The sequence below is a fragment of the Colwellia piezophila ATCC BAA-637 genome (assembly GCF_000378625.1).
Taxonomy (GTDB): domain Bacteria; phylum Pseudomonadota; class Gammaproteobacteria; order Enterobacterales; family Alteromonadaceae; genus Colwellia; species Colwellia piezophila.
Window position 1 is genome coordinate 459,940 of the sequence record NZ_KB905160.1, and the last position, 25,520, is coordinate 485,459.

The window sequence follows — 25,520 nt, forward strand, 5'->3', positions numbered from 1 at the left end:
TTACACATTGGTTAGCTTCTGTATTATTAAATATAAAAACACATTTAATCGATAACTATAATAAATGATAAAAATCATAAATTAATGCATTTGGGGGAAGTATGAAGCAACTACCGAGTAAAAAACGACTGGTTATTGCATGTGCACATGCAATGGCTTTAATGTTTGCGCAGCAGGCTATTTCAGCAGAAGAGCCGGCAAAAGATAAATTAGTGACGTCAGCAAATGATAACGCTGAGCAAATAGCTAAAAAACAGCAAACTATTAAAGATAGTGACAACCTTGAAGTAATTGAAGTCACTGGCTACCAAAGTTCAATTGAAAAAGCCTTATCAAGAAAGCGGAATGCCAATGGTGTTGTTGACGCTATTATCGCCGAAGATATAGGTAAAATGGCCGACTCGAATGTGGCTGAAGCTATGCAACGAATGACAGGTGTTTCCATTAACCGTGAAGGTGGTGAAGGTACTACGGTGAGTATTCGTGGTTTAGGCCCTGAAATGAACCAAGTATCGTTAAATGGCCAAGTTATTACCGGCGGTAGCGATGGTGGTGCGGTTAGCTTTGATACTATGTCTGCCGATATGCTTAGTTCCATTGAAATAATTAAAACCCCGAGTGCTAGTACGGAAGAAGGTAGTTTAGGCGGAAAAATTAATCTTAATACCGTGCGGCCTTTAGAACGAAAAAATGCTTCTTTTACCGGACAAGTAAAGGAAAATTATAATGATTTAGCCGATCAAGTTGATCCTAGCGTACAGTTAAACTACATAGACCAATTTCTTGATAATAGTTTTGGTATTGCTTTTGGTACAACTTATGAACGTCGCCGTAGCCGTACCGATCAAGTAGGCACTTTTGGCTGGGCCGGTAGTGAGTTTACTCATGACACCGATGGCCGTTTATATATGCAAGACGATGCGGAAAATATCTACCGCTTCGATCAATACGGCGCTAACGTATATGATTATGATGGCTCAGCGTCTGACGTCTCTTTAGATAACCTAACCGAAGCCTCCCAGTTAGGTTATATCCCGACGATATTTAATTCCAGTTATTCACTACAAGATCGCATTCGAACAGGCGCTAACTTAACGCTTCAATATAGACCGAGCGATTCTTTAGACTTCTATTTAGATGCCTCACACACCCAACTTGATACCACTCGCACTAAAAGTATCATTCGTAATAGTTTTACTAAGGGTGAAAAAGGTTTACTTGCCGATGATGCACTGAATTTATATTCGGGAGCAGAAATTGACCCTGAGAGCCAAACGGTTACAAATTTGGTCAATTATAAAGGCGGTCGTAACCAAACGTTCCAAAGTCAGCAAGAGATCACCAATACTACGGTCGCTAATTTAGGCTTTGAATATGACCTTGATGTATGGAGTGTTTCTGGGCGATTAGGGTATTCTAAAACTACCCAAGAATGGCTTGATGATAATCGTTTTATTTTTGCAAGTTATAAATCATTACATGGTTATTCCTTAGAAGATAATCCAAAAATCCCTGAATATTCATGGATGTCTCGTACGAGTACAGGTGTGCCATTAGACGGACATCCAGTAGAGCACAGTGTCGTAGACAATCCATATGGCGATCAATTAATCGATGGTGTTTGGTATAACTCACCGAACTCAGCGCATAATCCATTATCTCAGGTTTGGAACAATGAGCGTGACCTCGATGACTCAACGATAACCGCGCAGCTCGATGCTAAGTATTTACTTGATTCTAACCACTTATCGGCAATTAAATTCGGCGTTAAATATACCGATAGAGCGATGACACGTTATCAAGTTGAAAACCTTTTAAGTTTGAGTAATGCTGACAGTGTGCTCGAACCATTGAAAAACACCATTTATTTAGATGACGGTGCCCACGCAGTAGATTTTCCGGTAGACAACTTTCTTGGTGGTGAAGGGCTTAGCTCAGGTGCCACTCAAGGCGCTGTAACCAATTGGGCTTTTGGTGACTTTAACGAAATTAATAATACCTTGTTATCTGCTTATAATACCCTTGGCCTGAATGCCAATGTAGGTGCAGCACCTGCGGCGAGTGTCAGCGAACTACCATGGCAAGTGGATTTTCGAGAAAGTTATCAAGTTGATCAACAATTTTTAGCTGGTTATGTACAGGTGGACGTGGACACTCTTGATGGCAGCCTAGTGGGGGATTTTGGTGTTCGTGTTGTGCAAACTAAAAATCAGTCCTCAGGGTTTGGTGGCTCAAAAATAACCACTAATGCATGTACTTATATCCCAAGTAGCTTTGATGAAAGTGCATGTAAAGCTGAGTTCTTATCTATTGATACCAAACATGATTATACCGAAGTATTACCTACGTCAAATTTCCGTTATCTACTGACTGAAAATTTGATAACTCGCGTAGCCATCGGTCGAGCCATGGCTCGACCGACTATGCAGCAAATAGCACCCTTTATGAAGCAAAATGTTGCTACTAATTCTCCGCAAAATTCAAATCAACGTCAAGGCAACCCTTATTTAGACCCCATGACCGCGTGGCAATATGATTTAGCCATAGAATGGTATTTCGAAAAAGGTGGTTTGTTATCAGCGGGGCTGTTTTATAAAGATATTGATAGCTTTATATATAACAGTACAGAAATTATTGCGCAGCCATTACTTGATATTCATGGCAACGAATACCTTGTTGATTATGGTGAAGAGAACTTAGAGCCGTTAAGAACATATAAAAATATTACCGTCGTTAACGGTGAATCCGCTTCAATTTTCGGCCTAGAAGCCAGTTACTCGCAAAGCTTTGATCAACTACCCGGCCTTCTATCAGGTTTAGGTGTGGCCTTAAATTACACCTATGCCGATTCAGAAGCCACTTATCGTGGCTCAAATGAGGAAGGTGAAGAGATCTTTGTGGATACCGCTTTTCAGGGACAGTCAAAGAATACTTATAACACCACCTTATATTGGGAAAAATACGGTCACTCTATGCGTTTAAGTTATAACTATCGCACGGAATCTTTGTATGAACCAATTAGCTCCGGTACCCAAGATCAGATTTGGTCAGATGCTTATGGACAATTAGATTTTGCCGCACGTTTCAAAGTGAGTGACAGTTTAAGCTTTGGTTTTGATGCGATTAATTTAACCGATGAATCAGCCTATAGATTTCATACCAATGCTTGGGATGGCAACCCTGTGGACACGAATGTTTATGAAAACCGTTTAGGTACTTACACCATGACCGGTAGAACATTTCGTTTCACAGTAAATGCTAGGTTTTAATGCTAGGCCTTAAAGTTAGGCCTTCATGCTAAGTTTCATGAAAAATAAAACTTAGCCAGTTAAAGCAGAAAGCAAATAACAAAGCGCTTTATTGCCTGATGATCTTGTTAGACCAAAGGGCAATAAAACACCATAAATAAATGTAAATAAAGGGGAGCCATTATGAATGCTCACTTATGTTTAAAAAGAACAAAAATAGCAGCAGCATTGTTGTTAGCACTACCCGTTAGTTTCGTTACTAGTTTAGCGACTAACCATGTTAACGCTAAAGAAGCGGTATTTTTAAATAATTCAATACAGCAAGATGAATTAGTTAACGCCGGCAAAATTATAACTAAAGATAATAATGATGACGATGTAATCACCTTAGGGGTTAGCTCAACGGCTAAAGCGATTAAACAAGCTATAGTACTTGATGCAAATAATGTCGTTTATTCAGCTTACATATCAGACGATGATGATAAAGCCTATGTAATGAAGTTAGTTGATAATGTCTGGGTTTCTGCCAATCCGGAAAATACTACCGGTGCAGTTTCAACGGTGGAGTTATTAGCAAAGAAAGATGAAAAAAATGCCACCATCGTCAAGAATAGTTCCCTAGCACTTGCTATGGGCACTAATAATGAACCTCATCTTGCCTATGTCGATGAAAACGGTGCCGTGGTTATTGAAAAGTTGGCGATTGATGAAAATGGCATGGCTACCTCGTGGCAACAAGTTGCTAAAACTGATGGTGTATCGGCACAATTCCTTCGTTTTAAATTAGATTCAAATAACAATCCTTATGTGCTGTATGGCGCTGGCGGTGGCTCTACAGCCAATGTAACTTTGGTTAAATATGATATCGCTGGCAGTACTTGGTCGACTATTGGTGACCGTGCTATTACCAGTGTTAAGTCTAAGGGCAGTGTTGCCCAGGCAAGCTTTGCTTTAAACTCAGCCGATGTGCCGTATCTGGCCTTTAACAATGGTACTTTGGGTTTAGATAACAATAAGGTTTATGTACAAAAACTAGTTGATGATATCTGGACTACAGTAGGAACGCGCACCAGCTTAGCAACCAATTCAGGTGTAGGCCAATCGATTCGTGCCCTAGAATTTACCGTATCGAAAGATGACGTGCCGTATGTCTTGGCAGAATCGTTTGCTACACGCTTGTCGGTGGCTAAGTTTACTTCAGACAATAATGAAGATGACTGGCAAGTTATTGGTGGTCAGAAAATTAACGTACCCTTTCAAACCGGTGGTTTTTCATCAATACCCGCAGATATAAAAATTAATGTTGATGCTCAAGGTACGCCTTACATCGTTTATCAAGATATCAACTCCCGTGATGCGCTACCTAAAAACCGCATTCGTGTGCTTCGCCTTGAAAGTTTGTTAATTGATGGCGAGTTAACCGATGTTTGGCAACAAATGGACATTGGCGACGATATTATCGTACCTACCAATAGTTATAGCCATAGATATAATGATGTTGTTTTTGACTCGTACAACCGAGCTTATGTGACTTATCAAGATGTTGGTGGCAGCAGTAAAACCAAGGTATTGCGCGCCGATGTTGAAAATAATACCAACGATGAAATGCTTTTCACCCTAGATGAACGCTCTGCGGACACTAAATACCTAGGCGGTCTTGGCCGTTTTGATGTTGAAACTGATTCGCCGGTTACCCTTGAATTAGTTGATTATGATGATATTCAAGACGATTTAAAAACCGCTGATTTATTTGAAATTGACCCGGTAACTCATGAACTTCGTTTAAAGTTTATTGACGACGGGCGTTACAGTAACGGTGAAGACGATATACAAGCCAATGATGGTATTAATGACAATGTTGGTTATTTTGGCGTGCCAAGTTATCGCTTTAAAGTAAAGGCAACTAATGCCAGTGGTGTTAGTGGTGAATTGCCAGTAAGAGTTGAATTTCAAGAAGTTGAAGAGTTTAAAGATAGCAGGCCTTTTGAGTTTAAAGTATTTCCTACTTGCCCTGATACCGGCTGTGCAATCAATATAAATGAAAATGAAGTAATCCCGTTTGAAGCGATTAAAAGTAAAATTGACCACTTTGAAGTAACGGGTACTTTACCCGATGGCGTTACCGGTTTTGATGCCAGTGGTTTTATTACAGAAACTGAAGTTGACGGTGAAGTACAAATTCAACAGGGCAAGGTCAGTTATATTTCTGGTGGTACCGGACAAGCTGAAAATGAAGTAACAAACTACCCATTAACGCTCACCGCTTACCCCAATGACAGTGCCGCTGGCTCAGATCCTATCTCATTAGATATTGTTATTACGGTCAGTGATATTGAAATGAATGTGGTCTTTAATGGTGAAATTGATGCGGAAAATCCTGAAGTAGAAGTACCGCCATTAACGCCAGCGCAAGCTTATTCAACAATACTTAACGAAAAAGTTGCATACAGTGTAATACCCGATACCGCCATTGCTTTGCGTACCTTTACCATAGAAAACAAACCTGAATGGATGCAACCATTTGATGAGTCAACAGGTGAACTCACGGGCACACCAAGCTATGAGCAGTCGGGAGAATACAGCGGTATGATCACCGGCCATGGTTTTGATGGTGAACTGGTGGATTACCCATTTACCATTACGGTCGAACATGTGCCATTAAACCTTGTGCCGGTGTTTGTTAATGATGTATTTCAAGATGCCTATTTAAGTACCGAAACCAATGAACAAGATGATCCCAATACGCATAATGTCAATGAAAATCTTGATATCTCCATAGCGAACATAACCACAGTCGCTGAAGATAAAAAGTATGAGTTTACCCCTAAAGGGGAAGCTGGAAAGTCTTTTTCAATTGAAGGTATACCTTCATGGGCTGTTTTTGACCCTGATATAGGTTTGGTTTCTGGCACACCAAGTTATACCGACGAAGGTAACTATAGCTTTACCATCACAGGTTATGGTTTTAATGGTGAAGCCCCAGAAAGTGTCACGGTTGATCTAACTGTTGAACATACTAATGCGCCACCAACCATTGAACACATTGAAAATTTTACTACCGAAGAAAATAAAGCCATTTCCATTAATTTAATGGCTTATGTGCCAGCAGTCGATGTTGATGGTGATACGGTGTTTTTAGTGCCAGATAGCGTGCAGATTGTTGCCGATAAAGATGGCGAGTTGGGTATAGGTGAGTTAACGCAAACACAAAATGGCTTTATCTATACACCTGCTACTGGTGATAGGTCTTTAGTTATATTCGAATTTGCCGTATCCGATACCAACGGGGAAATTTACTACGTTAAAAACAAAGATCTACCTAGGGTTGGTATTAATGTACAAGCCTATGAAAACCAATCTATTGAGCAAACATCCACCGGTGGGTCATTTGGAGGAGCGCTATTAGCCTTCTTCGGATTAATATTTGGTGCACGTTTATCTAAGAGGAAAGTCTAATGAAACTTTTTACTGCAACTAAAATGATAAGTGCACTCACCGTGAGCTTATTGATTGCCAATTCTGCTTATGCAGCCCCAGCTAAGAAAGAAAATCCTTGGTATATACAAGGTAACATCGGTGTTGTTTTTGAAACGGATTCAAGTAAGCAATCTTTGCAAGACTTAACGGCACTTGGACATGAGGTGACTTCTATTGAGGTTTTAACACCACACAACAGCATACAGTTAGAGCTTGGTTATCAGTTGACGGAACATTTCGCTTTGACTGTTGGTTATATTGACTTTGGTGATGTTGAATACAATGTCAGTGTTAACAGTAAATACACAGACGATTTGATCAAAGATATCGCTAAAACAGGACCGAAATATGGCAATGGTAATACTTTTGGTGTGGTCTACAGTTATGAGCTTCTACCAAGCTTAGTAGCCTCTGTTGATGCGGGTGTATTGTTTTTAGAAAGTGAATACCAGGTGACATTAAACCTTGGCTCAAACCAAACGCCCATTTATTACACCCAAACAACCAGTGAGAGTTCGACAGAAAAATATGGCGGACTTGGCTTAAGTTACTTCTTTGATAAGTTTGAAGTCGGTGGCTACTACCGCTATTACGATATAAACGGTGTTGGCTCGCAATGGGCGGGTATTCGTTTAGGTTATCACTTTTAAAACGACTTAAATTTAGCGCTGGTCGAACTCATGGCCAGCTCAATATTGAACATATTCAGTTTAAACAATTGGCAATTAAAATAATGACAGCATTAGCTGCTATATAAGCCAAATACAATAAGCGTTAGGGGACAAACATGAGTACTAAATTTCCATACAAGTACAACAAATTAGCGGCAGCCTTATTTATAATGGCGCCAGTTGCTGTGGCCAATGCGGCAGCACCCGTGTTTATAAAAAATAGTGTATTAGAGAGTGAATTAAAGGTACTTTTTAATCCTAAAAATGCAAACTCTGAACATATTTCGATAGCAGTTGATAGCCAAAACAGCATTTTTACTTCCTATCAAAATGCGGTTAAATCGGCAGATATCGTAAATGTATCAAAATTCTCGCAGGGGCAAGTAACAGCTTTAGGTGAACAATCAAGCCAAGCAACAGCTAATACCTTTACACAAATTCGTGTCAGTAAGAAAGACGATAGCTTGGTGTTAGCCTTTGTTGAAAAGGGTAATTTAATTGTTAAAACCAGTGCCGATGGTCAAGTTTGGCAGGAAGTTGCCAAACAAGCAGTTACCGCAACGTCAAAGTCAGTGAAAATGGAATTGGATAGCGAAGGCACACCTTATATTTTACATGCTGGTAGTGATGGTAAAACCAACATTTATAAATTAAATGGCACTAGTTTAGACCTTGTCCTTGGCCCTCTGGTGGTACAAACAAACACCACAGTTACTGTTGCCGCTGATATAGCGATTAATAGCCAAGATGAACTCTATGTGGTGTATCGCCATTTTAACACAACACATGCTACTAAAATCAAAAACAGAACCTATATCGCTTTTCAAGACGACATGGGTGAATGGCAACATATAGAAGCTTTATCATCACCACCTACATCGATATCTATACGTACTGTATTCGATGCCAATGATGATTTGCACCTGCTAACCTTCGGTTATAATGGCCCAGCTAGTGGCGGCATGTGGAAACTTGGCGTTGATAGTTCTAACGCGCTAGAATGGTCTCAAATAGGTAATGACATTGCCTTTCCGCTAGCGGAATCTTATGGTACCAAGCAAGTTGGTAGCAACTTGATCGATTTAGCGTTTGATAGTCAAAATGTGCCTTATATCGCGTTTCAGCAAATGAACAATGACACGACGAAAAAACATGCACAAATGGCGACCTTGATCAACAATGTTTGGACAGAAATACCGTACGATTATGCTAGCGTAACGAAAACCGGTTCTGACCCTCTACAAACATCTCATAATTCTATTGATATCACTATCGACAGTTACGATCGGCCATTATTGATGTTACGATCTGGGGGGACTGGGCATAATAATTACCCCTATGTGCTGCGCGCAAACTTAATTACTTCAGATAAAACTGTCTCTTATAGTCTTAACGAAGGCGAAACGGCTGTTGGCAAGTTAACCGCCGATGACGCCGATGGTGATGCCATTACCTATGCGTTAACAGGTGCAGATCACGAGTTATTTACTATTGATGCGACGGGCGAAATTAGCTTTAAAGCCGAACAGGAAATTTCTTCGAAAGATTTAGAATATTACCTGACCGTTTCGGCAACGGCTAATAGTGACACCACCGAGCAAGATATTACAATTACCCTGATTAATAATCCAGCCAATGATAGCCCTGATACTGATGGTGATGGTATTAAGGATGACGTTGATCCCGATGACGATAATGATAAGTACTTGGATACTGATGAAATCGCTGCTGGCTCTGACCCGCTAGACAAGGATGATAAACCACTTGATACTGATGGTGACTTCATCTCGGATGTTACCGATACTGACGATGATAATGATGGCTTGTCTGACCTTGAAGAAGCAGAGTTAGGAACTGATCCGCTTTTAGTCGATACCGACGGTGATGGTGTTAATGATAAAGCGGAAGTGGATGCGGGCACCGATCCTACTGTTGCCGATACTGATAGCGATGAAGATGGTGTCAGTGATGCTACTGAGGAAGTAGACGGTACAGACCCACTTAAACCTGATACCGATGATGATGGTTTGACTGATGGTGAAGAAAAATCATTTGGCTCTGACCCACTTAACCCTGATTCAGATGATGATGGTTTAACTGATTTCGTTGAGTACGGCTTAGGCACTAACCCTAATTCAGTGGATTCAGATAATGACGGTATTGATGATGCTGATGAAGTCATCATCGCTGATGATGGCACAATTACTTTTATCACCGATCCCAATGATGCCGATTCAGATGACGACGGTTTAACTGATGGTCAAGAGCTAACTCTAGGAACCGATCCGAATAATTCTGATTCAGATAATGATGGTTTGACTGATGCACAAGAAGTGGCTTTGCAAACTAACCCTAATAATCCTGATTCAGATAATGATGGTTTGACTGATGGCCAAGAAGTGGCTTTGCAAACTAACCCTAATAATGCTGACTCAGATGGTGATGGCTTAAATGATAGTGTTGATGTTGTTTGTCCTTTAACTGCTGGTGATTGTACCGAGCCGAGCTTCCCTGAAGATGAACTGGTCATTAGTTTCGATGCCACAGATCATCTAACAAATATCACCGCTGACATGATTGCCGACAAAATAGTCGCTTTAAATATTGTGGTTACCGACTTACTTGATGATGATATTGAAATAGCAAAAGAGCATATTAGCTATAGCAAAGTAGAATTTAGCGAAGAAGAATTCAGCTCAGGTCAATATAATAATCTTATAATCTTAACGGTAACCGACAGTGAAGATTTTACGGTCACTAAACCCGTTAAGTTACATATTAACCCCGTAGTTAAAATTAACTCCAGCTTAGCGGTTGAGCCAGGTCAAACTCAAGTAGAAATACCACTGAGAGTGCTAGGTGCTATTCCAACGGATTCAAGCCAAATTAACTATAGCATTGATGTGCAAGGTGTTGTTACTGAAGGTTCACTGACGGTTACTGCCGCTATATCTGCATCTGAAGCCAGCAATGGTGAGGTTATAGAAGGTTCACCGCAAGTTGTTGAAAGCTTATTTATTGAAATCAGCGAAAATGCGGTGCACGGTGAAGAAATTGTTATTACTTTACTTAAATCTGAGCATGTCAGTATTTTAGCTAATTCTCAGTTAGCGGCTAAAGTCATTGCGGAAAATAAAACACCTCGGGTGAGCTTAGTTTTACAACAAGAAAGTGCAGTAGGGCTAGGTGATTATGAAACAGTAAGTCGTATTACACCCTCTTTAGGTTATGTCAAAGTAGTTGCCGTTGTTAAAGATGTTAATGCGCTAGATGAACATGATATTAACTTTTCTGTCAGCAATGATTTATTGGTTAATATTCCGGATGCAAACACCGAGTCTACTCTAGAAACTGAAACTGAAACTGAAACTGAAGTTATAGTTGATGAACATGATTATATTCAGAAAACCTTTGTATTTGACGCCTCAAACCTAGACCCTCTTGATTATCAAATCAGCGTTAGTGTTACAGAAAACAATACCAACGATTTATATCAAGCCAATGCTTCAATATTATTGCCGGTAGATAAGTTTGTCGCTGATGCTACTTTAATGATTGACTCTGATCAGGATGGCATTGCCGATGTGAATGAGTTTTCAGGTTTTGAAAATGATAACAGTCGACTTTATTTTGCCGGTGGCGACACTAACATTAAACGAGTCGATAGCTCAACGGGTAGTGGTGCTTTAAGGGTTACCGAAGGTTTGTCTTTTAAGTTAGGCCAGTTTGCTCAAGCTAAACTGCAGCGTAAAGCAGACGGCTCGGTTATCAGTGGCACAACGGCTCAAACCCCTAATTTACCACCAAATTCTGACGGTTTAATAAGCATTAACGATGACATAGAACAAAAATTCAAAAATCCATTAACCACAGTCACTAACTTTATTGTTGAGGGCTTAGCGGTTAATGGAGACTCTGTTTCGATTGTTATGCCATTAATTAATGTCGTTAAACAAGTGCAGATTGATGAAGAAGGTAATCCTGTAGTTAATGATAAAGACGTTGTTCAATATGAAAATATCATTACAGATGTCACTATTCCGACAGGTGCAGTGTATCGTAAATATACTCCGCAAAACGGTTGGTTTACTTTTGCCGAAGATGAAAACAATAGTTTAGCCTCGGCGATGAAAGATGAATTTGGTAATTGTCCAATACCGAGTGCAGCGGAATATTATGATGCTGATGGTCAAGCAAACGGCTTAGTTGCGGGTAACCAATGTATTCAATTAACCATTGAAGATGGCGGTCGTAATGATGCTGATGGTATGGCTAATGGTAGTGTTGAAGATCCTGGTTTCTTGGCGACACAAGATGAGAATAGAGCGCCGACAATAGATTCACTTATCCCTGTGTCAGCTGTATCGGGTGAAAATGTCTCTATTAGCGTTGTTGCCTCAGATGCAGATGAAGATGAACTTAGCTATCAATGGGTACAGCTTGGTGAACAGACGGTAAACATTGACGATGCGAGTGGTAAAACCATTAACTTTACCGCGCCAATTGTCTCAGAAACTACCATTTTATCTTTTGCTGTTACTGCTATTGACTCAGCGGGTGCTAGTAGTGTTCAACAGCAAGTAGAGCTAACCGTAACTTCTGTGGTCGCTGATAAGCCTGAGGGAGATCAGCATAGTAGTGCTGGCTCGTTTGGCTGGTTACTCGCTTTTACAAGTTTGTTTGGTTTATTTCGACGTAAACGCAATAGTTAATAGCACATTGAAGCCGTTAATTAAAAACCAGCATTTGCTGGTTTTTTTATGCCGGTGATATCGGATGTTTTTAATAGAGCGGCAGTAGTTAGTAATCAATTTTTGTTGTCTTGTTATAGGTTAAGTGTACAAATGATGGCGGTAGTGAATGATTTGGTTTTTATTGTTTTTTTGATGGCGTATTGATGGTTTTACTACTTTTTATCAATACTGCTCAGTGTTCTTATGGGTAAGTAATAATAGGTAGCTATTGTTTTTCAAGGTAAATTAAAATTTTCACAATATCAATTGATGTATGTTTATATATAATGTAATCTTTATTGTGTTTAGGTATATTAATATAATAAAATTTATGGGGAACATATTATGAATAAATTATTACTAATCACTGCAGGTGCTCTTACGCTGATATCAACGATTACTCTCGCTAATACCGGTCTTGAAAAATCGATAGATACACAAGTAAACCGTGCAAATGAAGAAATAGTTGTCATTGAAAGCTTTAAAAACTGTGTCAAAAAATCAAATGACGGTGCCGATATCAAGGCCTGTCATCAAAGTAAAAAAGTTGAGATGAAACAATTGTGGGCCGCTCGCGCTAAGAAGTAGGGCATATAGCTCAATTTTGTAAATCCGTTTATTTAGCGGATTTTTTTTGCCTAAAAATTATAAAAAAATGATTACAAGTATCGATGTTGTCGATATTTCATCCAATGGCTAAGGAAAAACTAAATGAAGTATCGTGACATGTTAATAATGAGCAGCCTGTTTTTGACTGCATGTGGTGGCGGCGAAGAAAGCTCACCGCCTGAGCAAGCTGTTGATAGAACCGTACCGATAATTACGGTAATTGGCAGTGCAACGGTGGACATATTTCAGGGACAAAGTTACCAAGAACCTGGTGTAACTGCTTTTGATGATGTTGATGGTGATATAACCAGTGCCATTATTAACAATGTTTCTGCCCTTGATATTAATACCATCGGCCAATATAGCATCCATTATAGTGTTACCGACCAAGCAGGCAATCAAGCATCTGCCAGTCGCACGGTTAGGGTGATAGCACAAGGCGAAATTGATAGTGCAGCGCCGCTAATTTCCTTAGTGGGTAATAACCCACAGCAGTTAACGTTAGGTGAAGCTTACCCTGAGTTAGGAGCGACAGCGGTAGATGAACGCGATGGTGATATGAGTAACAATATTGTTATTGACGCCTCAGCGGTTAACAGCGATAGCATAGGTAGTTATGAGGTGAGTTATACCGTACATGATGCCGCCGAAAATTCTAGCGTAGTAACCCGTGTTGTTAATGTCGTCGCTGCGGGTCTTCTCGATAGCAGTGCCGCTATTATTTCCTTATTGGGTGTTAATCCACAACAGTTAACACTAGGTGAAACGTACCTTGAGCTCGGCGCAACAGCACTTGATGAGGTTGATGGCAATTTAACAAATAATATTATTATTGATTCATCAGCACTGAACAACCAACTCGTTGGCAGTTATCAAGTGAGCTACACCGTCAGCGATAAAACCGGCAATACAGCGGTTACCAACCGTACTATTAATGTTGCTGCTGCCAATGACACAACCCCTGTTCTTTCTTTAATTGGCTCAAATCCCCAACAGTTACTGCAAGGCCAAACATATACGGAACTTAATGCTACCGCGTTTGATCAAATTGAGGGTGATATCAGCGATATAATTACTATTGATACGAGTGCTGTTGATATGCAAACCGTTGGTCATTACCGCGTGATTTATGCTGTGGTTGATAGTGCCGGCCATGCTGTTAGCGTGCAACGCGAAGTTCAAGTAATTGCCCCTCAGTTGCACACAACCGCCTTGTCGGATTTAAGTTATGTCTCGTCGGGTGCTGCTGATTTTACGGATATCGCTCTTGATAGTTTTGACAACGCTTATATAGTATTTCAAGATCAATCGAACGCTAATGTTACTCGCATAAAAAAGCAAGTTGCAGGTGTCTGGCTAAATTTGGGTGATAATGATGGTATTTTATCTACCCAAGCTGCGAGTTATCAACAAGTTGCTATTGCTAGTGATGATACCGTTTACACTGCCTTTATAGAAAACAACCAAGTTAAGTTAACGCGATTAGTAACAAATAATTGGCAAAGTTTTACTGCACCTACTATTACCGGTAATGTTGACTCATTACAATTTGCTCTTGATAGTCAGGATGTTCCTTACCTACTTTATGGTCAAGCCTCGGTTTTTTCCCTAATCAGTTATCAAAATAATCAATGGCAATCAGTGGGCAGCAGTTCGTTTAATGTTGGCAAAGTAGGTGCCGATTACGTTATTGACTTTGTGCCTTCTTCAAGCTCATCCATTGCTTTAAGTTATCGCAACTCCGATGATGCTAATAAAGCGGCACGAACAGTTGTTTACGATGGCAACGTTTGGCTAGCAACTTCAGGTTTAGGCTCAGGCTCGTCTATTTCATTAACATCAAGCAGTGAGGGGGACTTTTATGCTTTCAAAGTGTGGTTTTCTAATACTAAAGGTAAGGCTGCTGTTTATAAGCTAATGGGCACTCAGTGGCGTGTTATGGGTGAACAAGGCTTTAATCATGTATTAACCGAACATGGTATTAACGAAGCAGGTACTCCTATCAACACTGACATTGTTGTCAATGATGTTGGTGATATTTATGTTGTTTATACTGATCCACAAACGATAGATGCTATTGCTGAAAACAGAACTGTGCTGGCAAAATACAGCGCTGAAAATTGGCAACAACTCATGGGTAGTGATATCACTCCGATTGTACAAGCAAGTACTCGCTCAAATAGCTTAACGTTAACCGGTGAGGGAAATGTCTTTATTACCTTTGTTGATGGTGGTGTGAATCATTCAGGTAAGGCGGTAATGCTAAAAGAGCTTACTTTGCTCGATACTGATGGTGATGGAATTGTTGATATCGTTGATCTTGATGATGATAATGACGGTTATAACGATATTGATGATTATAAGCCTTTAGATGCCAGTGTTTGGTTAGTCCCTTTTGATCTTGCTGCGGTATTATTGAACGCACAGCCTGGTGATGTTATTACCATACCCGCTGGTAGTTATTCCTCTGGGGTGACTCTGCCAAATAATAAACCCAGTGGTAGCTCAGATGAGCCTATCCTGATTGTCGGCGAAACAGATGCCCAGGGTAATAATTTGGTTACTTTTGATGGCACGGTTAATGTTGATGATCTTGCTATAAACGAGTGGCAACAAGTTAATGGTATTTGGCAGCGCCAGTTATCAGCCACGAGTAACATATGGCAATTATTTATTGAACAAGCTGACTCATTTAGTGGTAGTGAATATAGCCAAATGGTGCCAGCGCGCTGGCCTAATGCCAAATTTACTGACGGTAGTATTTATTCGCGTTCGGTATGGGCGAAAGCGACAGATACGGGTCATAACCCAATAATGAAGCATAAAGACTTAGCGAAATTCAGTTATTCCGGCACTATGAATGCGTTGAATCAAGCCTGTTTTAGCCGCTTTGCTGATGGTGAGGCGGGTTGGGAAATGGACAATATAGGCTCGGTACAAAAGCAATGGCTATTAGCTCAAAGTTATAGTGTTGATAGTAAAATACTGCAGAAATGCGTCGGGGTAACAACCGATGCGCAAGTGAGTTATCAACCAGCAGGGCAGGCTAGTTTGAACCATGATCTTGCTCAGCAAGCTTTTGATGCCACGGGTGCTATGGCCATCTTAAACTATGGTCACTGGCGTACTTGGACACGTCCTGTACTAACCCACACTCCGGGAAGTAACCAATTTACTCATGTGTTTTCACCTGAGTATCATGGTAAAAATCATTATTATTATTTAGAAGGTGCCTTATCGTTACTCGATAGCGAAGAAGAGTGGTATTTTGATAAAAATAATCACACAATCTATTTTAAAACCCCGGATGATGTTGATCCAAGGGACTTAAATGTTCGAGTGAAAGTGCAAAGTTACGCTGTTGAAATGACTAAAGCAACAAATGTTACCTTTAAAAACCTTAACTTTTTTGCGACAACTATTAAGTGTAAATCTTGCTCAAATTTCACTATAGATAATGCCAATTTTAATTATGGCGGCGCTTCTAAACGCATGTTGAAAAAATGGGCTAATGCCGTGAATCGTTCAGCAGTAGTTAAATTGATTGATGTTGAACCAGACAATGTTTATGTTTCTGGCATCAATAACTATGAAACAGAAACCAGTGATAAATATAGCTCGGTCAGTAATGCTTTTATTAATTCAACCGTCACTAATACCGACTCACCAGCACTGCATTTAAATGGTAAAGACAGCATTATTCGTAATAATCACTTTGAAAATGTCGATTATACTTGTGCTGAAGGTTGGTCTCATCAAGCAGCGGTGAATACCTATATGGGCTTCGACACTAACTTTACTTATAACACCCTGATTAATACTGCTTGCTCGCAAGCGCTGCGTGGTCGAGCCGGCAGTGATATTCGCTATAACTATATTAAAAATGCCGGTTGGGCACAAACTGATGGTGCCTTACTTGGTGGTGGTCATAACATGGCTGCCGCTTATAACTGGACCATGGATCATAAAGAGAAAGGGCTGCGTTTTGATGCCGCATGGCCACCAACGGCAATTTCACAATGGGGCACGGACTCTTATGCGCATCATAATGTCACTATTCGTAATAAAGGTTTAGTTTTTAAAGGCTGGAAACAGCGTATTTATAACAATACCGTGGTTGATTTAGATTATATTAACCCGATCACACAAATGCCCGACGGTGTTGTTATTCCAAGGTTGGTAATTCACAATGACACTAAAAAGACCCAAGACAGTAATGATGCGGGCTCTGATATTGCTTTGTGTGTTGGTGATGATATCGATGCAGGTGGCTGTGGCGCAGGTGTTGCTACCTTATACGCCAATAACTTGAGCGCGCTTATCCTGGGTAATATTGGTCCTAGGGTCTATCGAAATGACAGTTTGGCAACCATAGGTGGACCAATATTGGCTACCGGTAGCACCAATGTTGAAACCAATGCAAATACTACAACCAATGAAGTTGCAGCTGAATATCAAAATCTAGTGCAAAAATTACTGCGAGACCCCAATAATTATGATTTCCGTCCCAAGTTAGACTCCACTAGCTTAATTGGCACGGGCTCAAATATTGGCAATACTGACTTGTTTCCTAAAACCGTAGGTTATGGTGATTATGACGGCTTACCAAGTAATGTTGATTATATTGGTGCTTATGCAGCAAGTAGCAACTATTACTCAATTCCCGGTAAACGTGAACTTAAGGCCAGTCATCCTATTCCTTTAGATAATAGCTTAACCGTCAACAGTCAAATAACCGCTAAAATCGACACTGATTTAATCTGGCGTGTCGCCCGAGATGATCAAGGGGCAAGTATTGATTATCAGCTTTACTTTGAAGGTGAATTTGTAGGTAGCTATAGCCAACAACAAAACATTCACTCGTTAGCTGATGTGACGCTAGTCTCAGGTCAAAGCTATCAATGGCGGGTTGACGTGGTGGTTGATGGTATTGTTCACGTTGGCGATAGTTGGCAGTTTATTGTTGAATAGGCCAGTAAACAGCTGAAAATAGAGAACTAAATAATGAAGGGCTGGTATTTTACACTAGCCCTTTTAGTTTTATCGGTTGAGGTGTAATACCAAACGGATTAATTAACCCGTTTCAGCAAAAGTAAATCTCAGCATTACGGGCGACAAGCTTGATAAGCGTAAATTACAGATATGGTAATGATTGGTATTAGTTATTGGTATTAGTTATTGGTATTAGTTATTGGTATTAGCCATTGATATGGCATGGTTACGCTATTTTACTCATGGGTAAAATACGGTCGCCTATCTTATTCATAATGTTGATTTCCCCTTCGCAGACCGCGATGATTGACTTACCCTTTTTAAACGTATCAGACAGAATTACTCTGCCATTTTGTTTTTTGGGGAAATAACCAACCAGGTGTAATAACTCAAGAGATTGTTCATGATAATAAATGATAGTAACTTGGCTAAGATCTTGTTCTTTCATATGGACTCTCTATAGTGGATACGTCCATGTCGTGCTCATTTAGATGTAAACATACAGTAGGGCGGTAGTTAAGTAAAGTTTGGTTTTCATACAATATCTGCTGTTTTTGTCACCATGATTATATGCTATTAGCACGTTATTATTTAGTCCGGTAAAACAACGGATTAGCAAGAGGTCATACCTTTGTGGAATAATGAGCAGGCAATAAAAAAAACTTCTACTAATCATGAAAAGTAGTAACGGTGCTGCTTTATACCATCAAATATAAATAAGTGAGCAGTTAGAGTTTACGAAAAATAAATGTATGTGTTTTTGGCAGGCTTAACTTATAGCTTTGTTGAAATAAAGTGAACACTTGTTGCTCTATTTTATCTTCCCGCTGATAATTAGCTAAGTAACCTCAACTCTGGATAAGCAAAGTTACTCAAAAAGCTATTTTAGGCGATATCAGCGTTGGTATTCCTACCAATAACCAGTTATTGGGTACGTAATACCGCCTTGTTTTCACCAAAACTATCAATATTGAGACGAATAAATAAACTTATAGCATAGGTGTTTATGCTATGTGATTGATAATAAATAAGTACTTAAAAAAATTAACATTCATTATCCAGAGTTGAGGTTAAGTAAATTTTGGCTTATTTTTGCTGAAATGCTTTTTTAGGTAAATTGGCATTTAGATAATTTTTCACAGCGATTATATCGTTAATATTAAGTTTATCGTCTCTTAATAAAAAGGCTTTAATCCAAGTGATTCCTCGTAAAATGTTGGCATCCACTCACTTGCTAGATAGCTTTTTTTGGCCACTTGCAGTGCTTGTTGATACATGGGTGTTTTAGTGTTTTCGGCTAAATTTATTCCAGTATCAAGGGTTGCTGCTAAGTAGCTACCTACCTCAATGTTATCAATATATAAAGCCCACAGACCAGTCTCTAACCCTTGCAATTGTATGTGCTGTTGATTAAGTGTTTGGCTAAAAGGGATCAGGGCTAAAGCGGGTTGTGCTTGTTCAGGAATAGGAAAAGGTAACGATGATTCTAGGCTAGTAAAACTTACTTCATTAACATTCTCTTATTATTGATAAATGAATCGATAACATCGCCTTAAACACAGTAATAATATTAGCCAGGCTGAAACCCCGCCAGAAGTCGCACCATCGCTATCGACTAAGTCAGCTTCGTTATCGGTTGTTGACGTTTCATCTTGTGCATTGTTATCTTGGTCATCAGTAGTATTTTCTGAACCGTCATCTGGTACGCTGTTTTCATCGCTATCTGTGTTTTTGGCTGACTCAGCAATATTGGGATCTGACTCTTGTAGGTATTCCTGTAAATTAGTCAGACCATCATTATCGTTATCTGCTAGCGCATCATTAGCATCAATGGGGTTAAGTTGATTATCGACTTCCCAGCCATCGGGCAGGCCATCACCGTCACTGTCTGCATTCAATGGTTTAGTATTGAGCTGATATTCTTGGAAATTGGTTAAGCCATCATTATCGCTATCTACAGCGGCATCGTTAGCATCAATGGGATTAAGTTTATTATCGACTTCCCAGCCATCGGGCAGGCCATCACCGTCACTGTCTGCATTCAATGGTTTAGTATTGAGCTGATACTCTTGAAAATTGGTTAAGCCATCATTATCGCTATCTACAGCGGCATCGTTAGCATCAATGGGATTAAGTTGATTATCGACTTCCCAAGCATCGGGCAGGCCATCACCGTCACTGTCAACATTGCCATCATCAGGTCTATTGGAGCCGCTAACCCTATTCTTACCACCTAACGCATCGTTAACTGTCAAGGTTACTGTGTAGTGACCCGAATCTTGATATTGATGACTAATCACTTGTCCGGCACCTAAGCTGCCATCGCCAAAGTCCCAAAAATAGCGATTAATGGTGCCATCTGCATCTGTGCTCGTTGTTGCATCGAAGCTAACATGACTAGAATCAACCGGCATATCTGAAATTACTGAAACAGTGAAACTGGCTACCGGCGCAGTATTCCATTCGGGGGTCCAACTGATTCCAGGCATCCAGTGAGATTTTGCTTCACTGCCGCCAAACTCATAGGCACCTGCATCTGCAGATAGACCACTGTAACCATCGGTATAACCTGAAATTTCTGCTGCTTGGTCAATGGCACTTGATGTTGAGGTGAGGCGAAAATCACCATAACTGTAACCGGCAAAGGCGAAGTTATTAGTAGTGTCTATCATGTTATCTTGCAAGATATTACCGAGGAATGGGGCTGTTGTAGCAATATTATTTTGAGTGTCGACATTAACGTATATCTCGCCATTTGGTGCAAAGTGGCCCATGGCCCATTGTGCATCAATTAACGTATTGTGGTAAAACTTCATGTTCAGTGCGTCTTTATTGGCGCGTAGACCTGTTTTACCGGTATTCCAAGTGACATTATGGTGCACAGTGAAGTTTTCTGTACCTGTGTCTAGATAAATACCATTAGCCGATTTAACAGCCTGTTGATCATGTACCCAGTTATAAGAAATACGGGTATCTAAGGCATGGTTATTGCCGGTTTTTATGCCGCCTAAGTCAGCGGTAAGGAAACCATAATTGAAAACATTATTATAATCGATGCTGCCGCCTTCAAAATTATAATGTCTTATGCCCGTGCGACCCCCGTTATACGCGGTATTGTATTGCACGCGAGTATTTTTGCCTTTGGCATTAATTAAAGCACCCCAACCAGCAGACCAGTTAACATCATGGATGAGACAATTTTCAACTACGTTATCGTAAGATGAGGCCAGCATAGTAATACCATCGCCCCATGAGTTACTGATTTCACTAAAGCGTAGCGTATTATTATGACCGGACAACTCTATGCCTTTACTTCCGCCCCAAGTCACTGAATCAACATAAGGGCCAGCATATTCTATCTTGCTGTATTCAATGATATTATTCGATCCAGTTATCTTGATATTGGCGGCTTTAAAATCAATATTTCTAATTTCAATAAAGCTTTTATTACCAAAATCTAAGCCATAATAACGGGTGCGAGCTTCAACTGAAGCTAATAAGTCTGGGTTGTTGCCGCCAGCTGCCTGAAAGTAGAGGGTATTACTTGTGGCGTCATACCAATATTCGTTATCAACATCGAGTGCTATTAGGCTATTGTAGAGATAAAATGAACCGCCGGCTTCGGGCTCTAGTTTAGAGTGGCTGCTCGGGTTTTCATGCAAATAAATACGATTACCAGATTTAGAGGCAATGGTGGTGCTCACTGAGCCCCAAGCTGCTTTAGAAATAAACCAAGCTTTGCCGCCAGTCCAGTCGCCACTGGGTATATCAGTGCCTTCAATCCAAGGGGAATCACTAGTAGGTGACATATCAGCCGCATCAACATGAGCGTTATTATGGCTTAACAAATTATCTGGCGTGTTCGGCCATCTGGCCATATCCATTTGTCTGCCATTAGCAAATAGCTGAGTTACCTCACTGCTAACGGTGGTTTTATAGATAGAACCAGCATGTTGAATCCAGCCGGAGAGTTCATCCGTGCCAGTGATAGTGACCTGTTCGTTTTGATAGCCTTCAAATCGAATGGGTGAGCCGGCAACACCGGACTCAGTTAAGTTAACCTGCTCTCGATAGACTCCGCCACGTATGTAGGCTATATCGCCAGCCACCATCATAGCGGCGGCTTTAGATATAGTTTGAAACGGGTAACTCAAAGACCCTTGTGCTGAATCACTGCCGCCGGTACTGACGTAGTAATCGGTGGCTAAAGAGGCCCCTGAATGGGCAAGCGTGGTGGTTAAGGTGAGTACAGCTAAGCTAAATTTATTTATTTTCATCATTTGTTAATCCAATACGTTTATCATTACTTACCCATTGCCTTCCATCAAGGCATTGCCTAAAGGTGTTGCTAATACTAGCTGAATCCTGAATCTTGAGGGGACATAGGTATAGTTGCTCAGTGCTATCATTTTTGCGCCATTACTTTATCCGGTACTAGTTGATCAGGTATTACTTTATTAGCTATTAGTTGATAAGGCAGCACTTTATAGGGTAAAAAAGGCAACATTTCATCTTGCCAAGCTTTTACTTTTGCCATCATTGTTTTTACAATTTCAGGATGCTTTTTGGCAACGTTATGCTGCTCACCAAGGTCCTGTGATAAATCATATAAACTGGTATTGCGATAATAAGGGCTGACTATTAATTTCCACTTGCCGGCGCGCATTGCTTTAGCTTTATCCTTGGTTAATAAATTCGTCGCCCTTAGGTTCAAGCCGCCATTGCGCCAAAATAACTCTCTTGGTTTTTTCTTATTGGCTAGGTTGCTATCAGCTATGTTGTCATCAGATAACAGTGTTGGCAGTAAACTAATACCATCAAGCTTATGGCCATTAGGTAACTTAGCTTTGGTCAGTTCAATAATGGTTGGCATAATATCTAATGAAATGGTGAGCTGTTCATTGACCGTATTCGCTTTTATAACCTTTGGCCACCAAGCGATAGTGGGTACACGATGACCGCCTTCAAATAAGCTGCCTTTTTTACCTCTAAGTGGACCCGGTGAAGATAGTTTCATTGGCCCGTTATCTGAGGTAAAGAGTATTAAGGTCTTGTCACTAAGACCGGCGAGTTTTACTGCTTTAACAATATCACCGACACTGCGGTCGAGTTCAGTAATTACTTCTTTGAATATCTCTGTTTTATCTAAACTAAAGTCTTTTTTTACTTTATTCGGACCGCGTTGGATAGCCGAGTTTGGTGCTTGCATGGGATCATGTACGGCTTCATGAGCAACATATAAAACAAAGGGGGTGTCCTTATTATCATGGATAAAATCAACTGCATGTTTGGTTATTAACTGAGTTGAATAACCCGGCTCAACCACCAATTTTTTATCGTGCCACCAGTCATAAGTGTGCATGCGATCGTAGTGCGAAATATAGTCAATATTACCGGATAAAAAACCAACAAAACGGTCAAAGCCAAAATTCATCGGATGAAAACGTTCTTGATAACCGACATGCCATTTGCCAAATAATGCTGTTTTATAACCTTGAGCTTTTACTAGATTAGGGAAGGTGATTTGTGTTTTTGGATCAACACCAAAGCCATGAGAAGGATGTTTAGGATCGGCATTTACCACACCATCAACGCCGGTTTTATGTTGGTATCGACCGGTAATTAATCCCGCACGGGTAGGGCTGCACACTGTGCCACTGGAATGAAAGTCGGTAAAACGCATACCTTCACGGGCTAACTGATCTAAATTAGGCGTCTGTTGTACGCCATTATAACTACCCAGATCGCCATAGCCTAAATCATCAGCCATGATGATAATGATATTAGGCTGTTGAGGCAGCGTTGGTTGTGCGACTACTTGGCTACAGCTAAGGAAAATAGCAGCGAATAACAACGTTTTATTCATCATGCTAATTAGCCTCTTTATTTGTCAATTGTTGATTAACTGACTTTTTATTAATAGATTCGTCATTTATAGACTTTTCATCAACAACCTCTTTATTTATAGACTTATCATCAACAGAGCGTGGCCGGCTATAACCTTGCTCTTGATAACGTTTTAATAGCGCTTTTAACAGTGCAACTTTCTCTGGCTTTTCAAGAAATAAGTTGGTTGTTTCACCGGGGTCAGTCGCCAAATTATAGAGTTGCCCAGCAGGCAGATTAGGATTTTCTTTTAAAAGTTTTCTGCGTTGTGCTTTTGAGCCAAAACCACCGGAAGTTTGTCCTTTGATATATTTCCAAGGACCTTGTTGGATAGCAAACATACCGCCAACGGCATGATAAACCGTCGCTTCACGGACATTATGCTGAGTTTTATCACCCATCAATGTCGCTAACTGGTTATAGCTATCTTCACCGGCATTATCAGGCAAATCGCTATCTACAATGGCGGCAAAGGTGGCTAATAAATCCACTAACGATAAATTTTCATCACTAACACTGCCAGCAGGGATGTTTTTTGGCCAAGAAGCAATAAAAGGTACACGATGGCCACCTTCATAAATATCGGCTTTCATGCCACGCCAATGGGCATTGGCTAAATGATTAAATTCTTCAATATCCGTTGTTTTCCAATGAGAGCCGTTATCGCTAGTGACTATCACTAAGGTATTATCGGCTAAGCCATTATCTTTTAATGCCTTCATTATTCGGCCAATAACATCATCACTTTGGTAGACGAAGTCGCCATAAACACCGGCATTACTTTTTCCGACAAATTCTGCTTTCGGTATCCAAGGAGTGTGGGGTGAAGGCAAGGGCATATATAAAAAGAACGGCTGCTGTGGTTGTTTACCTCGCTCAGCAATATAGGCCTCGGCTTTATTGGCTAGTGTTGGCAGTACTTCAAGGTGGCTAAAGTCAGGAGCTATAGCACCTTCACGCCAAAATCCTTTACCGCCATATCGCGCCAATTTTCCTCTGCTAACTTGCGCTGTTGGCGCTTGCACTACTTTTTCATTTTCAAAATATAAATAAGGCGGCATATCTAATGAAGCCGGGATGCCAAAATAATAATCAAAACCAGAACTAACCGGACCTGGATTGAGTGCCTGGCTATAATCAGTTTTTCCATTGTTGCCTAGGCCCGACCCTAAACCCAAGTGCCATTTACCTATACCGGCAGTTATATAACCTTTGTCTTGCAACATGGATTGAATGGTCATACGACCTTGTTCAATAAGCGCCGGTGATTCGCCAAACAATACGCCACGTTTTAAGCGACTACGCCAAGCATAACGTCCGGTGAGTAAACCATAACGCGTTGGTGTGCAAACAGCCGAGGGAGTGTGGGCATCAGTAAATCGTATGCCCTGCTTGGCAATAGCATCCATATTAGGGGTTGGAATTTTGCTGTCACGGTTATAAACTCCAAGATCGCCATACCCTAAATCATCGGCCAGAATAACAACAATGTTGGGTTTTATTGCTTGTTGAGTGTGTTGCGGAAGGTGATTTTGTTGAACGTAAGGCTGAGGCTTGCTTGCCTGCTCAATGTCACTTGTTGTTTCTATGAATGAGCAACCTTGAGTAAAAAGGGCGAAAGCAATGCTTATGTTTATAGTTAGGGTTATGTTTTTAATATTTGCTGGTAATTTCTGAAAATGATTTTTCATTCCATTATATTCTATGTGTTTTTATATGTAGTAATACTGAATGTATAGTAAATCTACAATAATAAAAAGCCTATAATCATTTTTATTATTTTTGACTGTTTTTACTACGATTTTCTAAAGCTAGCAGGGAAGTACCAAGAGCACTGATGCATTTGTGCTACACAGAGCAAGTGATTTGAGTTTTACTTAGTTATTGTTTATGTAAAGTTTTGT

At 40.3% G+C, this 25,520-nt stretch carries 11 protein-coding genes; 6 read left to right on the forward strand and 5 right to left on the reverse strand.

Annotation, left to right across the window (positions count from 1 at the left end):
- The first annotated feature begins 101 nt into the window (after nucleotides 1-101).
- The 6 genes from F580_RS0102120 (at nucleotide 102) to F580_RS25305 (ending at nucleotide 17,709) form a co-directional block, all read left to right on the forward strand.
- The gene (locus tag F580_RS0102120) at nucleotides 102-3,269 is read left to right on the forward strand and encodes a TonB-dependent receptor (RefSeq protein WP_019026046.1); all 3,168 of its coding nucleotides are present in this window, start codon (nucleotides 102-104) and stop codon (nucleotides 3,267-3,269) included.
- Nucleotides 3,270-3,431: 162 nt separating this feature from the next.
- Nucleotides 3,432-6,704, forward strand: coding sequence for a putative Ig domain-containing protein (locus F580_RS0102125; RefSeq protein WP_019026047.1), 3,273 nt, complete (start codon nucleotides 3,432-3,434; stop codon nucleotides 6,702-6,704).
- Nucleotides 6,704-7,375 carry an outer membrane beta-barrel protein gene (locus F580_RS0102130; protein WP_019026048.1) on the forward strand — a complete coding sequence of 224 codons (672 nt, stop codon included), beginning with the start codon at nucleotides 6,704-6,706 and terminating at the stop codon, nucleotides 7,373-7,375. The genes F580_RS0102125 and F580_RS0102130 overlap by 1 nt, the downstream gene beginning before the upstream one ends.
- A gap of 137 nt (nucleotides 7,376-7,512) precedes the next feature.
- Nucleotides 7,513-12,108, forward strand: a complete 4,596-nt coding sequence (locus F580_RS25300; RefSeq protein WP_019026049.1) for a hypothetical protein — start codon at nucleotides 7,513-7,515, stop codon at nucleotides 12,106-12,108.
- Nucleotides 12,109-12,474: 366 nt separating this feature from the next.
- Nucleotides 12,475-12,717: a hypothetical protein gene (locus F580_RS0102140; RefSeq protein WP_019026050.1), complete on the forward strand. Its 243-nt coding sequence runs from the start codon at nucleotides 12,475-12,477 to the stop codon at nucleotides 12,715-12,717.
- 123 nt (nucleotides 12,718-12,840) lie between these two features.
- On the forward strand, nucleotides 12,841-17,709 hold the full coding sequence (locus tag F580_RS25305) for an immunoglobulin-like domain-containing protein (RefSeq protein WP_019026051.1): 4,869 nt from the start codon (nucleotides 12,841-12,843) through the stop codon (nucleotides 17,707-17,709).
- Between the two features lie 247 nt (nucleotides 17,710-17,956).
- On the opposite strand, the gene F580_RS0102150 is transcribed toward F580_RS25305, so the two are convergent.
- The 5 genes from F580_RS0102150 to F580_RS23765 all read right to left on the reverse strand — a co-directional run bounded on the left by F580_RS0102150 (nucleotide 17,957) and on the right by F580_RS23765 (nucleotide 25,307).
- Nucleotides 17,957-18,178 carry a TIGR02922 family protein gene (locus F580_RS0102150; protein ID WP_019026052.1) on the reverse strand — a complete coding sequence of 74 codons (222 nt, stop codon included), beginning with the start codon at nucleotides 18,176-18,178 and terminating at the stop codon, nucleotides 17,957-17,959.
- A gap of 727 nt (nucleotides 18,179-18,905) precedes the next feature.
- Nucleotides 18,906-19,124, reverse strand: a complete 219-nt coding sequence (locus F580_RS0102155) for a hypothetical protein (RefSeq protein WP_019026053.1) — start codon at nucleotides 19,122-19,124, stop codon at nucleotides 18,906-18,908.
- Nucleotides 19,125-19,253: 129 nt separating this feature from the next.
- Nucleotides 19,254-22,010, reverse strand: coding sequence for a PKD domain-containing protein (locus tag F580_RS0102160; protein WP_019026054.1), 2,757 nt, complete (start codon nucleotides 22,008-22,010; stop codon nucleotides 19,254-19,256).
- A gap of 125 nt (nucleotides 22,011-22,135) precedes the next feature.
- On the reverse strand, nucleotides 22,136-23,599 hold the full coding sequence (locus F580_RS0102165) for a sulfatase-like hydrolase/transferase (RefSeq protein WP_019026055.1): 1,464 nt from the start codon (nucleotides 23,597-23,599) through the stop codon (nucleotides 22,136-22,138).
- Nucleotide 23,600: 1 nt separating this feature from the next.
- Nucleotides 23,601-25,307 (reverse strand): sulfatase family protein, encoded by a 1,707-nt coding sequence (locus tag F580_RS23765; protein WP_019026056.1) that lies wholly within the window; start codon nucleotides 25,305-25,307, stop codon nucleotides 23,601-23,603.
- Nucleotides 25,308-25,520 lie beyond the last annotated feature (213 nt).